The organism is Paenibacillus sp. OT2-17, assembly GCF_009827695.1.
Taxonomy (GTDB): domain Bacteria; phylum Bacillota; class Bacilli; order Paenibacillales; family Paenibacillaceae; genus Paenibacillus; species Paenibacillus polymyxa_B.
The window spans coordinates 1-14,688 of the sequence record NZ_WUDQ01000072.1; the positions used below are offsets into that span (position 1 = coordinate 1).

Below are 14,688 nucleotides of genomic sequence, written 5' to 3' on the forward strand. Positions count from 1 at the left end.
CAATACACCAGTGGCTGAAGAACACAGCTGTACGATCCAGTCGTTTAACCATACCCGCCAAACCTATCTGCGCTTGAACGAAATCAAGCCATATGGACATGTCCATATTGTAGGCGGCGGTCTTAGCGGTGTTGAGATTGCTGCGGAGTTACGTGAAAGCCGCACGGATTTGAATATTACCATTATGGATCGGGGCGAGCGGGTGCTGTCGGCATTCCCGCAACGTTTGTCTGCCTATGTACATGCTTGGTTCAAGGAGCATCAGGTAAATGCGTTGAATCATGTTGCGGTTTCCCGTATTGAGCCGGGGGCTATTTATAACCGTGACGAGCAAATTGTAACGGATGCAGTGGTATGGACGGCTGGGATTCAGCCGGTAAAAATCGTGCAGGATTTAGCCGTCCCTAAAGACCCTCAGGGTCGTATCGTGCTCAACGAGTATTATCAAATACCAGATCATCCTGAGGTGTATGTGGTCGGAGACTGTGCGAGCCTTCCCTACTCTCCAAGCGCTCAGGCGGCAGAAGTGCAAGGGGAGCAAATCGCACACATTGTACGCGACCTGTGGAAAGGCCAAACGCCTCACCCGCATCCTTTAAAGCTGCGCGGTACATTAGGCGCACTTGGCAAGAAGGCCGGGTTCGGCTATGGCTTTATGGGCAGTACCTCATTGCGCGGACGAGTACCACGCCTGCTTAAAAGCGGCGTGCTCTGGAAGTCCAAACGCCATTTTGGATAAACGTATGCTAAACAAAGAAGACCCGCTCTTAGAGCAGGTCTTCTTTGTTTCTTGAGTGTTTGCATCATGTATATTCTCTACAGAAAGGAGCTGGCTAACAGAGCCTTTCAATCCAAATCTAGGTTATCCCATGCTTCAGCTTCCTTAATTTTGTTCATAATCACTTCGTACAGAAGCTCTGCTGAATCTGCGGATACAATCTCGCCGTTGACCATCGCATAGGGTTCGGCGTTGCACTGACCGCAATTGCTTAGGCAGCCGTATTCAATCACATCATAATCTGGATTCTGTTCCAGCTTGGACATGATCTCATCGGTACCCCAATGCATATTACTGGTGCAAAACTCAATAATAGGTCTTAACATTTTTTCACCTGCTTTGGATGACGGGCATTTTAATTTGGCCCGCTTTGTAATATAATAATAAGGGTATAGGAAAGGAGTTGAATTCTAATGAGCGAAACACAAAGCGTTCAAATGTATGATGAAGTAGCTGATGTACTGGATAAGCTCCGTCCGTTCCTGCAACGCGATGGTGGCGACGTTGAGCTGGTTGACGTTGAAGACGGCATCGTTAAGCTGAAGCTGGTAGGCGCTTGCGGCAGTTGCCCAAGTTCCACAATCACGCTGAAAGCAGGGATTGAACGCGCTCTTCTCGAAGAAGTCGACGGCGTCCAAGAAGTGGTACAAGTATTCTAATGCTTGATGCATAATGATCATGAGAGTCTTGACTTCGGTAACGAAGCTCAAGACTCTTTTTTGTATTACAGCGTCTGAAGGATCACTTAAGCTTATATGGTTGGCCGAATGGGATCTAAACCTCCCGATACATCCATAATATTGCCTGTTATAAAATCCGAATGCTCCTCACATAAATAGACGATCACTCGTGCAATGTCCTCTCCGCTCCCCGGACGTCCACGCGGTGTCTCTTTATCCTGCATGCCGATGACATCGGCGATTGACATTTCCTTATTTGCTCCTCGGATGTCCCCTGGACAGATCATATTGACCGTAATGCCATAAGGAGCTTCCTCCACAGCCAGTGACTTCGTAAAAGACACCAGCCCCACCTTGGCGGCTGCGTAGACGGCACGATGCGGCCAAGCCCTTGCTTCTCCAGCATGACCAAAGCCAAAATGAATAATACGTCCCCAATGCTGGCTACGCATGTGGGGCAATACCAAATGATCCAGCAGCATGGTACCGACCAGATTTCCTTGTATCATGGCATGAATCTCAGCCACACTGTAATCCGCAAACAGACGGCGTTCCCGGATGAACGGTCCGGCATTGTTCACCATAATATCGACTCCGCCCAGCCGATCCTGTACTTCACCAATCAGCCTCGTGATATCTTCCTGAACAGAGATATCCCCTTGTAAAGACAGGCAGCGTACTCCCTTAGACTCAATCACCCGCTTAAGCGCTTCGGCTTCTGCTTGGCTATGCACATAATTTAGCGCAATATTACAGCCTTCATCCGCCAGACGCAAAGCGGTCGTTTTACCTAAACCTTTGGCACTGCCGGTTATGAATGCGACTTTATCTCTCAACAATTTTCCTCCTGTTCACAGAGAACGGTCACCCCCAAGTATAAAATATTTAAGCTTCCCCTACAACTCCATCCAAAAAGAAACCCCAGTCCTCTTGTTCAAGAGAATCTGGGGTTTGCGTGCAATGCGTTCTCGTTCCCTGCTTAAAATGCTGGAATAATCGCGCCTTGGTATTTATCTTCGATGAATTTTTTAGTTTCTGGAGATTGCAAAGCTTTGATCAGCTTCTGAATCGCTTCGGAATCTTTATTATCAGGACGTGCTACCAGAACGTTAGCATAAGGAGAATCTTTATCTTCCAGTGCCAGTGCATCCTTCGTTGGATTCAGCTTCGCTTCCAGAGCGTAGTTCGTGTTGATCAACGCAATATCCACTTCAGGCAACTGACGTGGCAGCATAGCCGCCTCAAGCTCCTTGAATTTCAGGTTTTTCTTATTTTCAGTAATATCTTTTACCGTAGCTTCAATGTTGCTTGCGTCTTTCAGCTTGATCAGACCTTGTTTCTCCAACAAGAGCAATGCGCGGCCTCCGTTTGTCGCATCGTTCGGAATGGCTACAGTTGCGCCATCTGGGATTTCATCAAGCTTTTTATATTTTTGGGAGTAGATACCGAATGGCTCCAAATGAACTGCGCCCACAGAAACCAGATCCATTTTGCGCTCTTTGTTCATCACATCCAGGTAAGGTACATGTTGAAAGAAGTTAGCATCCAGTTGCTTGTCAAACAATTGTACGTTCGGCTGTACATAGTCGTTAAACTGAACGACTTGGAGACGAACCCCTTCTTTTTCCAACTGAGGCTTGATCGCTTCCAAAATTTCCGCATGCGGCACAGGAGAAGCTCCAATTTTCAGCTCCACTTCACGTGGTGATCCGCCTGTATTTTCGGTCGCATTGTTTGTATCCGATGTTGTGCTCTTTGTACCGCAAGCAGCCAGCACCGCAATTAATGTCAAGCTTAATACAGCCAATACCCATTTCTTCATGTTATTACCCCTCCAATAATTTGTAATATTCAGGAGCAGACGTCCTGATCAATAAGGATATCTATATGTTTTCCCTATTTTCGAGTATAATGCCGCACGAGACGATCTCCCGCCATTTGCAGCAATTGTACCAATACGACCATCAGCACGACCGCAACGATCATGACAGCCGTTTCATAACGATAATAGCCGTAGTTGATAGCCAGTGTACCCAGTCCACCGCCCCCGATCATCCCGGACATTGCCGTGTAGGATACGAGTGTAACGACGGTAATAGTTAATGCAGCGAGCAGACCCGGAAGTGCCTCACGTAACAGCACACGCCGGATAATTTGTCCTGTCGAGGCACCCATCGCTTGTGCGGCTTCAATGACGCCCTTGTCCACTTCACGCAGAGACGTTTCGACAAGACGTGCGAAGAATGGGGCAGCCCCAATAACCAATGGTGGAATGGTTCCCAACACCCCGGTCGAGGTACCTACCAGCGATCGTGTAAAAGGAATAAGTGCAACGATCAAAATGATAAATGGTACGGAACGTAAAATGTTAACGATGAATGATAATACAATGTATATCACCTTCATCAGAGTTAACGAGGAGCGACTCGCCAGAAACAATAATATGCCAAGCGGCAAACCAATAATGAGGGTGAACAATGCGGATGCTCCGAGCATCTGAAGGGTTTCCAGAGTAGAATTCCCTAGCTCATCCCAACTCACTTGTGAAAAATCAAGTTCGCTCATTGTCCGATCACCTCCACATCTAGTCCTTGCCCAGACACTTCGCGCAGCGTATGCTCTATATCTTCATGGTTTCCTTCAAAACGAACGATCAGCTGTCCATAGGGTACATTTTTAATCGTAGATATGGTTCCCTGCAAGATCGCAAAATCAACACCAGTGCTTCGAGCCGTACGCGACAGAATCGCATCATATGTTTTACTGCCCAAGAAGGAGATACGTACCACCTGCGCCGACTCACCGCCACCTGCTGCCGCAATCGCTGCTTGCAACTCCTCGGGATGTTCTGACTCCCGTTGGATAAAGTCCTTGGTTACCTGGTGCTGTGGCTTCAAAAATACTTCCGCCACTGGGCCTTGCTCCACGATGTCGCCCTGATGAATGACGCCAACTCGATCACAAATGCTTTGAATGACATGCATTTCATGTGTAATCAGCACGATGGTTAAATTAAAGCGCTGATTAATATCCAACAGCAATTTAAGGATAGACCCCGTCGTTTGCGGATCAAGCGCAGAAGTCGCTTCGTCACACAGCAATACATGAGGATCACTAGCCAGCGCCCTTGCAATTCCTACCCGCTGTTTCTGTCCACCTGAGAGCTGTGACGGATACTTTCCACTGTGTTCTTCCAGACCCACCAGTTCCAGCAGCTCACGAACTTTCATGTCCAGCTTTTCCCTGGGAGTGTTTACCAACCGCAAAGGAAATGCAATATTGTCATACACCGTTGCCGAAGATAACAAATTAAAATGCTGAAAAATCATTCCGATTTTTCGACGTTGCTTCTGTAACTGGGATTGACTCACAGTAGCGAGGTTTACCCCGTCTACCCATACTTCACCTGAAGTAGGGCGTTCCAATAAATTAATACAGCGGATCAATGTACTTTTCCCCGCCCCGGAGTGACCAATCACTCCGAATATTTCTCCACGCTTTATAGAAAGATCCAACCCAGACAGCGCATTAACGCGTCGGTTGCCTTTGCCATAATGCTTGGTTAACTGCTTAAGCTCTATCAACGTGCTGCGACCCCCTTCACTTCTTCCTTACCCTTTTAACCAGTTGTCATCTCTCAGAATTGTATAAAATCGCTATTTATTTATACAAAAAAGAGCCCCTTTCACAGAATGAAAAGGGCCCCACCTTGCGAACCTTTTCTCATCTGCCAAAATCGCTATAACTCTAGCGGTTTTGTAGGAATTAGCACCATCATGTTCCCTCCCAGTGTATTACACCGGGAAAGAACGGGTTGCCGGGCTTCATCGGGCCAGTCCCTCCACCTCTCTGGATAAGAAAAATATGTTAAACTCCAGCTTTAGCTGTCCGTTAAGTTTATATAAAAAAACATAATTCAAGCATTTTTCTGAAACTAGGTTTCAGTATAGATAGTTTACATTGCTTTGTCAAAGGATATTTTCTATCATATTTTTGGGCGTACTGCCCGATTCTCCCATTGTTTCGCAGTATAAGTAAAGGCGTTTGACAGCGACCGACATACCATTTCCAAGCCCTGCTGCAAATCTTCCAAATGGTGATCGAGGTCCTCCAGTTGGATTTTTCCATACAAAGCTCGGTGTCGTTGCCAGAGATCATCCTGCATTTCCGTATTCATATAGTGTATCTCCGTATTCCGACGCTTACGCAGCCGATTGATGGCATCGTTGTAAGTATCCTTGATATCAATTAAATTATCGGTCAATACAGGATGCATTTTGAGATACTTAAGCTGCCGCAACACGGTAAAATACGAATAGTGCGCCTTATACTGCCCTGTTTTTAAATCATACAGATCATTTAGCCAGTTACCCAGCTTATCCAAAATAGAGAAAACCCGAACAAACCCATCTTTATAAAAGAAAACATATAACGCATAATCGGATTTTTCATCCTCACTCATATCTTCAGCATATCCGGCTTTCACTTTCATACGGAAAAAGGCGGAAGCATGATGGCTCTGCTCCAGTTCATCCAGAGATGACATTAGACCGCGTGTTAAAATATCCGCCTTCCGAAAATCGTGGGTCGGATCTCCACCAGCCTGAATTTGCCGCTCCAGCAGGTTCAACATAGCTGACATGCTATTCATGGCATCTAGCAGGATGCCTTTGTTCACACGTGGTGGCTCACCCAGTAGCTTGCGTATCATGCTTACGCCTCCTTATAAATGTAAAATCCGGCTGTAGGTTTAATTAGGGCGTCAAGCGAAATAACTCGTCCATCGTTGATCTACAAGCTTAACAATATCCTCACGCGGTAACACCTCATCTGGATACCCCGGCTTCATACGCGCATCCACTACAATCGGCAGCTTATAGTTCAGATGATGCAAACGCACTTCGCTGTCTGCGTACATATCTGTAGCCGGGTTAAAGCGTGTGAATACCGTCCAAAGGAACGAGGCTTGAGAGCGAACGACTTCTTTGGCATCGTCTACAATGAAGACGAGCGGCCACTCTTGCTCACCCGCTGCTAATCGCTCCAAAACACGTGCCGCCAGCTCAGGCTCCTGCTCAAAGGACGCACCCGATACGACAAGGCAACCTCCGCAATAGGGCTCAATTTCACGAATTCCCGGCAGATCGCCTCCCTCATAAGCACGAGGCAATTCACGTACAGGCTCACCTATCCCCATCAGGATGGCCTTACTGCCATGATTCAGCTTGCGGCCTGTGTAATCGAGTGTATCGTGTGACGTGTGATTGAATATAAATAAATCCCTTGCTGGATTAAATCGCTCCAGAATGGTTTCCAGCAGCAGGTTAAAGTCAGATAAATCAATTACTCGATCCGTCAGCATCAGGAATTTAGTCAACGACAATTGACCTTGACCCAAAATAGTAAAACCGGATACAAGCGCTTCACGGGAGTAGCTTTCACGTACCACTGCCGCTGCTAGCGCATGTACACCCGTTTCCGCATACGCCCACAGGGACTTGACGGAAGGCATCACAAGCGGATATGCAGGCGACAGCAGACGTTGCAAAAACTCACCGAGATAGTAGTCTTCTTGCCGAGGCTTACCTACAATGGTTGCCGGATAAATGGCATCCTTGCGGTGATGCATATGTTTGACATGAAATACAGGGAAATCATGCTGTAATGAATAATAGCCAAAATGATCACCAAACGGGCCTTCCGGACGGCGTTCATGAGGCGGTACATAACCGCTGATTGCAAATTCTGCTTCTGCTGGAATCCGGTGACCCCCGAGCGGGTCTTCTGTCATGGGCAGCTTGCCTCCCATAATAAGCGAAGCCAGCAACAGCTCAGGCAAGTTTTCCGGTGCTGGCGCAATGGCAGACGCAATCAGGGCAGGCGGGCCACCGATGATAATCGTCGTAGGCAATGGCTCATTACGCAGTTCCGCTTCATGATAATGAAAACCGCCGCCTTTATGAATTTGCCAGTGAATGCCCGTCGTCTGATCATCATAAATCTGAATGCGGTACATCCCCAAATTATGATCCTTGGGCTGACCTGGCTTCTCAGTATACACGAGTGGAAGCGTAATAAACGGCCCTCCATCCTCATGCCAACTGGTCACTTTAGGCAGTGGTGCCAGCGGAGCCTCTGTACGGCGAACTCCCAATACAGGGGCCTCGCTATGAGATACTGTTTTTAGCCCTACTTTTAGCATGTCCTTAATCAGGCCACGTTCATTCCACAATGCTTTGGGTGTAGGTGGAAACAATGTTTTGGTCGCTCCTACAATCGCATCCATCAGTTGCTCTGGGCGCGGACCAAAAGCCATGTCCACACGGCGATTTGTACCAAACAGATTACTGGCTACAGGAAACGGGGTTCCTTTTACATTCGTGAACAGAAGTGCCGGCCCTTCTTCCTCAATGACTCTTCGATGAATCTCAGCCAGCTCCAGGTAAGGATCGACAGGTGCCTCTATAATTTTAAGATGATTTTCTTTACGCAGCGCTTCAATAAATTGGCGCAAATTCTGGTAGATCAACTGGACGACTCCTCCTAAGCAAATCAAGCCCTCGAGAAACTCGCGGGCCTGGTTTGTTTCTTATATGCTATTATACGTGTTTAAACGCCTCTTGGGCAAAAATCCGCTTGACTATGATCTATGAAACGCTTAGGTACGTTGTGCTTGGGTCGGAACAAGCTTGCGGTCCGGTGACAATTGCCATACACGATAGCTCAGATAAGCCAAGATGGAGAACAACGATGCAATCACCAGCATATGTCCCAGCACGATAAACATGTAGATTTCAGGTTTGTTGACGTACAACAAGATAATTCCAATCACCACTTGAAGCAAGATTAACAAGACCGATACGACACCCAATATACGGATATCCCGGTGGTTCGGGTGATAACGGTATGAGTAGTGACCCACAGCCAAGATAATGACGAACAGCAGACCAGCTGAAATCTGATGAAGCAGCAGTGGAGATATGAAGCCCCCAATATTTACAACCTTCTGGATGACCGAGTGACTAAGCAACGCCCCTGAATAGACAGCAATATAGGTATAGATCGTCGATAACCATATAAAGTTACGAAAGCCCCGACTGACAGGCCCAGGAATCAGACGCGGGGTGTGGCGTGAATCTGCATGCTCCTGCCAGGCCCCCAACGTCATCATAGTCGCACTGGCAAAGGCGATAAGCGCAAAGCCAAAATGCAGTCCCATGACTGCAGCCGATTGGGAGAAGACGACAGCCAACGCCCCCATTGCACCTTGTATGATGACAAACATGAGCGTGAGCAGCGAGAATAGCTGCAAATCCTTCCGATGCTTCATAAACAGCAAAAAGCCAACAAATGAGGCGATAGAAAGAATCCCGGCCATGGCACTGACGGAGCGATGAGAGAACTCAATAAGGGATGCGATCGTATGTGCCGGAACCAGCTTACCATTGCACAGCGGGAATTCCCGGCCACAGCCGAGACCAGAATCCGTTCGCGTCACGACACCTCCACCGAAGGTAGCCAAAAACATGACAATACATGTTACGAGTGCCAGCCATTTTAATATTCTGATTTTGTTATTCAAAGAATTCACCCGTATCCTTCCAAATATAATATTTATTCACTTTATATGTTGTGAAATGATCACTTAAAGTAATTATAACTGATATATCGTTCCTTGACATACGAGCTTTGTTGACAAAATGTGAACGTGTCCGTGAGAAAGCCGCCCCCTGAGAAGGAAGCGGCTTTCTGAATGTCTTGATGTTATTTTGCTAAGCTCGCGTGGACTTCAACAGCCCGATCCAAAAATTGCTCAATCTCTTCGCGGGATTTGCGCAGTCTGTTCACCAGACGTACCAGTTCTCGCCCTTCACTGTAAGCGATAAAGCTAGGAATCCCCAATACATTTTGCTCTTGACTGACGCTTTCGGCCTGTTCTACATCAATCTCAATTAATGTAAGCTTATCTGCATATTGTTGTTCCACATCAGGCATGAACGGATCGATGAAATGACAATCCTTACACCAGTCCGCCTTAAACACAGCCACCGTAACGCCCGGAGTGGATATTGCCTTATTAAAGTCTTCATGAGAGACGATTTTTTGCATGGATGATTCCTCCTTAAATTCTTTTTGTGCTGAAAAGATTGCACTTTCTATTGTAACGCCAAGTGAAGCTTTTGCACACTCCCCCATTCTACTCACATGCCGATTGGAAGCCCTCTCATTGAGGCATACTAAAGATATACTTAAGAATCCACATAAGCGTCGACATCCTAACAGCATACCCAACATACTTGGCAGGATACGGGGATGCTTGCAGTTGGAAAGGAGGTTAATTTAGTCATGTCTCTTACCGAATGGCTCCATACAGCATCTCGACAGCTTCAAGGAGGGCTAAAGTTACTGGGTTCCGTTCCCCGTGTTGCAGAGGAAGCTTGGGAGGGCAAACGGGCGGCTTGGACCGAATCCCGCAAATTACGCTCCCCCTTGCGTGAACTAGCGTGGGATTATCATACGGCACAGGCCGCTATGAATGAAGCTGAAGCGATAATGTTGGTGAACGGACCCGCTACGCGTCCCTCTTCTCTGAATATGCCCTTATGCGAAACAGACTGTGAGCTACTGGAGAGGATCAAGAACGATACAGCACAGGAGAATCGCAGCAACGTTACCCGCACTGCCGCTTACCTTGAATGCTATCGTGGCTACCCGGAGTTACATTGGGCATTACTGGCCCACCTGGTTTCTCGTAATGGCGGCTATAATATGACCGATCTGAAAGGGGGACTGATTGGCAACCTGTTCGGCGAACAGGAAAAGGAATGGCTGTATCGGCTACTGGAGCGCTGTAACGCCCTTATTTTTCAAGACGCTTATCCGCAGTTGCAACTTTATATGCACAGCCGTCATTTGGGTCGGAGTTGCTTTCACTTGTTGCCTTATTTTCACGTTTCGCCATTCATGAAGCCCTTTTGGGAACGCTTCTGGGCTTGGCGGGATAGCTCTCTGTTGACTGTGGCGCTCATCATTAATGAACAAAACTATATTGAAGGACGTGTGGTAAAAGATCCGTATTTTCAAAAATTCGTGACACACAAGCCGGGCTTTTATTTGCATGACTGGCTCCAGCTTAATCAGGTTATATTTCCACTTGGGCTGAACGGTGGACTTGCTGGACTAGTGATGGAGCGTTTCGGCCATTTGGACGAGCGGATCGGCTTTGGTAAAAGTCTCTATGCTATGCTCTTTGGCCATCAGCAGGTGCTGGACCAGGTATCCGCATTCGCTAACAGTGTGCCGCATACAGGTTCACGCAGCGACTATTGGCCCGGATTGTTCACACCGAATGAACAAAAAGCGCTGCACTCTCCAGATGAAAGTGCAACGCTTTTAGCACATGAATGGCTACCGCCAGGACAACGTCTGTACAGTCCGGAGCTGAACGCCGTCTGGTCCGATACAGCTTATGATCCAATCCCCCGGTATGACTGGTTTCAGGACGGCTCCACACTTGGACATCTCAGCGAACCAAGGCGACCGCTGTTATTTGCCATGCGCCATGAGCATCGTCATGGCATCCAAAAAACAGCAATGGCCCACGTTGCCCATAACAGCTTGCAACCTTTCCACTGAAAGACTGGGGGACTCTTTTAGCCTCGTTGTCCTGTGGACTCACGCTGTAGACGCATTAACGGACGCAGTACCTTTTGCAACATACGCGGATAGTTGCCCAGCTCGTCCCTTCGCAATACGCGCAGTACAACCAGCAACAACAAGTAGCATACCAGTACAGCTGTCCCGGCAATGCAGCACGCGATCAAGAAGGCCACACGCGCAGGCATCAGATGCACCAGCAGAATACAGGCTTCATTTACACCGTATCCGATAGCTCCCGAGACGACGACTGCGGTTAAGAACCCTGCCCAGCGACGGCCCATGATGGAAAAGGAGACGATCCCTTTAAGCACACGCAAATTCAGCAACGTGATCACGAGGAAACATAATCCGGTTGCAGCAATGATCCCATAAATTCCAAGCCAACCAGCCAGCAGCCAGCTCGCTGCAAACTTGACGACGATACCGACCATGACATTAACCATTGAAATACGCGGCTTGCCCATACCGATCAGTATCGAATTAGAAGTCATCATCGTAATCTGGAATATCGTTCCGAGTGTCAGAACAGCGATGATACCACTGCCTCCAAGCGAGCTAAACAGTAAACCATTAATAGAATAGGCGGTTACACATAAAGCCAGCACAATCAGCATCCCAGTCAAAATAGAGATACGCAAGGCCAGCGTCATCTGATTTTGTAAATGCTGCTCATCCTTACGGGCAAATGCCGCTGAAATGATCGGAATAAGCGATTGGCTGAGCGCAATGGCCAAAATCGGCGGAATTCCCGCCACACTCTGTGCCCGAGAGCCTAGATAACCCAACTGAGTAGTCGCCTGATCCAATCCCACTTGACCAGACAATAGTCTCACCACAATAGACGTATCAATAAAGTTGACCGCCGGAACCGTCAGAGACGACAATACAATGGGAATGGAAAGCTTGAAAATATCTTTGTAAATGCGCATCATCGGTAGCGCGGAGCTTTCCTCTTGGAATTGATCTTGACGATCCTGTCGATCCTGGCGACGCAATTTCACCGTGTAGTACAACATGACCGCTAGAGCGCCAAGACTTCCCATGACACCTCCAAAGGAGGCTCCGGCCGCAACCTCGCGATCTCCATAACCTAGCTTCAAAATAATAAAAGCGAGTACAATAGCGGTCGCTACCCGTGCAACCTGCTCCACAATTTGTGAAATACCGCCTGCGGTCATATTACCGCGCCCTTGGAAGTATCCACGCATCATGGCAATGGCAGGGAACAGCAGTAATGCTGGTGCCAAAGCCTGAATGGCCAAAGCGGATTGCGGAACCCCTGCTACATGCTCGGCAAAGTAAGGCGCTCCAAAATACAGCAGCGCTGTAATGATAATGCCTGCCGCGGCCGCGAATATCAAAGCCGCACGATACACACGTCGCGCTTCCGAAGGCCGATCCAGCGCATAGCGTTCTGAAACCATTTTGCTCAACGTGCTTGGGATGCCGGCCGTAGCCACTGTGAGCAGCATCAAATAAGCGTTGTTCGCAATGGTAAACGAGGCGTTCCCGACGGAACCGAGCAAATGCTCCAATGGAACACGCTGTACCAGACCAAGTACTCTGGCCACCAAGGCGGCAGCGGCTAAAATAAGCGTACCTTTAAGGAATGTTTCTTTATTGGACAAAATGCGTTCCCTTCTTTCTTGCTGTTCACACGCATGCAAAAGCCCCGCACAAACAGTCATGGCCTGAGCCATCACCGGTGCGGAGCCGCATGTCGATTCTGTCTCTGCAAATCATAATAAACCAAAACGAATCTCGGGTCATAACACCCAAATCAAGAATACAATAATCATGGCAAGCTGCAAAATCACTTTCATCACGGTGCTGGTAAAAAGGCCTAATACAGAGCCAAAGCCCACTTTAATAGCTCGGTCCAGCGGGGCTTTGCCAATTAGTTCACCCAGCACAGCGCCGATAAATGGTCCCAAAATCAGGCCAAATGCCGGAATAACGAAGGGGCCGATAATAATCCCGATGGTACTCAGTATCGCCGACAGACGCGAGCCGCCAAATCGCTTGACACCCCACGCATTCACAGCATAATCCGCAACAAAAAGGGCAACGACGATTAGTGTTTGTATAATCCAAAACAATGCATTGTATGGAGCAAACGAGAAAAACCAGCCGTATACAAAAAATGCAAAATAGATGGCGAGCGCCCCCGGCAATACGGGATATACCGCCCCGGCCATGCCCACAATGAACAGCACAATAACAACAATCCAGCCTACAACGTCCATGGGCCTCCTCCTTCTCGTCCATTCATCCGGCCTGCTGCATTATTCATTTTATTACACAAGCACATAATCACGGATCACTTCTACAATGCCGTCGTCATTATTCGAAGCCACGACCAAATCAGCGGCTTCTTTAACCGTATCCTGAGCATTCCCCATTGCTACGCCCAGTCCAACCGCTTGAATCACAGCCAGGTCATTCAGACTGTCGCCAACGGCAACCACCTGCTCCAGAGTAATGCCAAGCAGATCGCACACTTCAGCGATTCCACTGGCTTTGGATATACCAGCTGGGTTAATTTCCAGATTTGTCATCGAAGAATTGGAAATTTCAAGTCCACCCATATCCTGAAGCTTAAGTAAAATTTGGTGGCGAATTTCGTCATTTTCCGTATTATAACCGAATTTGAGCCACTCCTGTGTGTCCAATGTATCCGGCCAACGATCCCTATTATATAATTCCTCCGTTGAGTAAGCCCAGAACCAAGAGCCTGTTTCTACAGCAATTTGGTGCATCTTACGAACGAGCTCCTTATCAAGTAAATAACGGCGCCACAACTCGTGGGGTGATTTCCACACCTCACTGCCGTTTACGGTTACCATTGGCGTCTCCAGGCCGAGTTGCTGACCGTAAGGCAGAGCATGCATCGCTGCACGTCCGGTGGACAAGCATACATGAATCCCTTCCTGAATCGCCTTGTTAATCCAGTTAATCGTTTCCAAGGAAATTTCATGATTATCATTCAGTAAAGTTCCATCCATGTCGAGCGCAAGCAGTTTGTATTTATATTGGTTTTCTCCCATAGTCTCTCTTCCTCCTGTATGTCCCTTATGTCCAACGACATTTTACCATGAAAAAGAGAAGCCCACAAAAGTATTCAAGTCCTCACTTTGCTGCCAGAGGCTTTTTAGGAGTACCATCTAGCCCATATACTTCGTCATACGCATCAAATATTTTACGTGCAACCGGTCCTGCGCTCGTCGCACCAAAGCCCCCTTCAGGAATGATGACCGCTACTGCCAGCTTCGGATTTTGACGCGGAGCAAAAGCGATGAACACCCCGTTATCTTTAACCGTACGTCCCACCACCTGCTGGGAAGTCCCCGTTTTGCGGGCATAATCATAAGGAAACCCATTAAAGGCTTTAACATCCGTAGCCATACCTCGAATTACTGTATTCCAGTACGTGTCTGAAAAAGCGACCTCATTCAGCACCTTCGGCTTAAATTCACGTACAAGATTCCCCTGATCATCTACAATTTTGCTAACCAAATGAGGCTGCATACGCTTGCCCTTTGTTGCCAGCACAGTCGTATACTGAGCTAG

The 14,688-nt window shown here is 47.8% G+C and carries 16 protein-coding genes and 1 riboswitch; of the genes, 3 read left to right on the forward strand and 13 right to left on the reverse strand.

The genetic code is table 11. The features are described 5' to 3' along the window. A partial coding sequence (locus tag GRP75_RS11690; protein WP_160789386.1) for an NAD(P)/FAD-dependent oxidoreductase occupies positions 1–739 on the forward strand: 739 nt, incomplete at its 5' end. A 107-nt stretch (positions 740–846) separates the two neighbouring features. Here GRP75_RS11690 and GRP75_RS11695 read toward each other — a convergent pair. Further along, entirely contained in the window at positions 847–1,104 is a 258-nt protein-coding gene (locus GRP75_RS11695) for a YuzB family protein (RefSeq protein ID WP_023990179.1), read from the reverse strand. An 87-nt stretch (positions 1,105–1,191) separates the two neighbouring features. Here GRP75_RS11695 and GRP75_RS11700 point away from each other — a divergent pair, with 87 nt between their 5' ends. After that, the gene (locus tag GRP75_RS11700; protein ID WP_013311836.1) at positions 1,192–1,437 is read left to right on the forward strand and encodes a NifU family protein; all 246 of its coding nucleotides are present in this window, start codon (positions 1,192–1,194) and stop codon (positions 1,435–1,437) included. Between the two features lie 92 nt (positions 1,438–1,529). On the opposite strand, the gene GRP75_RS11705 is transcribed toward GRP75_RS11700, so the two are convergent. The 8 genes from GRP75_RS11705 to GRP75_RS11740 all read right to left on the reverse strand — a co-directional run bounded on the left by GRP75_RS11705 (position 1,530) and on the right by GRP75_RS11740 (position 9,567). After that, positions 1,530–2,294 carry an SDR family oxidoreductase gene (locus GRP75_RS11705; protein WP_160789387.1) on the reverse strand — a complete coding sequence of 255 codons (765 nt, stop codon included), beginning with the start codon at positions 2,292–2,294 and terminating at the stop codon, positions 1,530–1,532. Positions 2,295–2,437: 143 nt separating this feature from the next. Continuing rightward, positions 2,438–3,280, reverse strand: a complete 843-nt coding sequence (locus GRP75_RS11710; protein ID WP_023990181.1) for a MetQ/NlpA family ABC transporter substrate-binding protein — start codon at positions 3,278–3,280, stop codon at positions 2,438–2,440. 74 nt (positions 3,281–3,354) lie between these two features. Then, positions 3,355–4,023, reverse strand: a complete 669-nt coding sequence (locus GRP75_RS11715) for a methionine ABC transporter permease (RefSeq protein WP_023990182.1) — start codon at positions 4,021–4,023, stop codon at positions 3,355–3,357. Continuing rightward, positions 4,020–5,042 (reverse strand): methionine ABC transporter ATP-binding protein, encoded by a 1,023-nt coding sequence (locus GRP75_RS11720; protein ID WP_160789388.1) that lies wholly within the window; start codon positions 5,040–5,042, stop codon positions 4,020–4,022. Before GRP75_RS11720 ends, GRP75_RS11715 begins: the two co-directional genes overlap by 4 nt. Positions 5,043–5,178: 136 nt before the next feature. Then, positions 5,179–5,318, reverse strand: a riboswitch (SAM riboswitch). A 125-nt stretch (positions 5,319–5,443) separates the two neighbouring features. After that, positions 5,444–6,169 (reverse strand): Cthe_2314 family HEPN domain-containing protein, encoded by a 726-nt coding sequence (locus tag GRP75_RS11725; RefSeq protein ID WP_076159662.1) that lies wholly within the window; start codon positions 6,167–6,169, stop codon positions 5,444–5,446. A 51-nt stretch (positions 6,170–6,220) separates the two neighbouring features. Continuing rightward, the gene (locus GRP75_RS11730; RefSeq protein ID WP_025723591.1) at positions 6,221–7,987 is read right to left on the reverse strand and encodes a UbiD family decarboxylase; all 1,767 of its coding nucleotides are present in this window, start codon (positions 7,985–7,987) and stop codon (positions 6,221–6,223) included. Positions 7,988–8,116: 129 nt separating this feature from the next. Next, a complete protein-coding gene (locus tag GRP75_RS11735) occupies positions 8,117–9,049 on the reverse strand; it encodes a COX15/CtaA family protein (protein ID WP_023990186.1) in 933 nt (310 codons plus the stop codon). A gap of 173 nt (positions 9,050–9,222) precedes the next feature. Then, positions 9,223–9,567 (reverse strand): thioredoxin family protein, encoded by a 345-nt coding sequence (locus GRP75_RS11740; protein ID WP_028541427.1) that lies wholly within the window; start codon positions 9,565–9,567, stop codon positions 9,223–9,225. Between the two features lie 237 nt (positions 9,568–9,804). Here GRP75_RS11740 and GRP75_RS11745 point away from each other — a divergent pair, with 237 nt between their 5' ends. Continuing rightward, complete coding sequence (locus tag GRP75_RS11745) at positions 9,805–11,094, forward strand: DUF2515 family protein (RefSeq protein WP_068941896.1); 1,290 nt, start codon at positions 9,805–9,807, stop codon at positions 11,092–11,094. A gap of 17 nt (positions 11,095–11,111) precedes the next feature. Here GRP75_RS11745 and GRP75_RS11750 read toward each other — a convergent pair whose 3' ends face one another. The 4 genes from GRP75_RS11750 to GRP75_RS11765 all read right to left on the reverse strand — a co-directional run. After that, positions 11,112–12,746, reverse strand: a complete 1,635-nt coding sequence (locus GRP75_RS11750) for a putative polysaccharide biosynthesis protein (RefSeq protein WP_160789389.1) — start codon at positions 12,744–12,746, stop codon at positions 11,112–11,114. A 138-nt stretch (positions 12,747–12,884) separates the two neighbouring features. Next, complete coding sequence (locus tag GRP75_RS11755; protein ID WP_028541425.1) at positions 12,885–13,364, reverse strand: DUF456 domain-containing protein; 480 nt, start codon at positions 13,362–13,364, stop codon at positions 12,885–12,887. A 51-nt stretch (positions 13,365–13,415) separates the two neighbouring features. Then, entirely contained in the window at positions 13,416–14,165 is a 750-nt protein-coding gene (locus tag GRP75_RS11760; protein ID WP_023990191.1) for a Cof-type HAD-IIB family hydrolase, read from the reverse strand. An 82-nt stretch (positions 14,166–14,247) separates the two neighbouring features. Beyond that, a partial coding sequence (locus GRP75_RS11765; protein ID WP_272917197.1) for a penicillin-binding transpeptidase domain-containing protein occupies positions 14,248–14,688 on the reverse strand: 441 nt, incomplete at its 5' end.

What these genes read in the sequence shown, in the direction of transcription:
- GRP75_RS11725 (WP_076159662.1), bottom strand. Translation starts at nt 6,169, where the DNA reads ATGATACGCAAGCTACTGGGTGAGCCACCACGTGTGAACAAAGGCATC.
- GRP75_RS11710 (WP_023990181.1), bottom strand. Translation starts at nt 3,280, where the DNA reads ATGAAGAAATGGGTATTGGCTGTATTAAGCTTGACATTAATTGCGGTG.
- GRP75_RS11695 (WP_023990179.1), bottom strand. Translation starts at nt 1,104, where the DNA reads ATGTTAAGACCTATTATTGAGTTTTGCACCAGTAATATGCATTGGGGT.
- GRP75_RS11700 (WP_013311836.1), top strand. Translation starts at nt 1,192, where the DNA reads ATGAGCGAAACACAAAGCGTTCAAATGTATGATGAAGTAGCTGATGTA.
- GRP75_RS11760 (WP_023990191.1), bottom strand. Translation starts at nt 14,165, where the DNA reads ATGGGAGAAAACCAATATAAATACAAACTGCTTGCGCTCGACATGGAT.
- GRP75_RS11755 (WP_028541425.1), bottom strand. Translation starts at nt 13,364, where the DNA reads ATGGACGTTGTAGGCTGGATTGTTGTTATTGTGCTGTTCATTGTGGGC.
- GRP75_RS11745 (WP_068941896.1), top strand. Translation starts at nt 9,805, where the DNA reads ATGTCTCTTACCGAATGGCTCCATACAGCATCTCGACAGCTTCAAGGA.
- GRP75_RS11715 (WP_023990182.1), bottom strand. Translation starts at nt 4,023, where the DNA reads ATGAGCGAACTTGATTTTTCACAAGTGAGTTGGGATGAGCTAGGGAAT.
- GRP75_RS11740 (WP_028541427.1), bottom strand. Translation starts at nt 9,567, where the DNA reads ATGCAAAAAATCGTCTCTCATGAAGACTTTAATAAGGCAATATCCACT.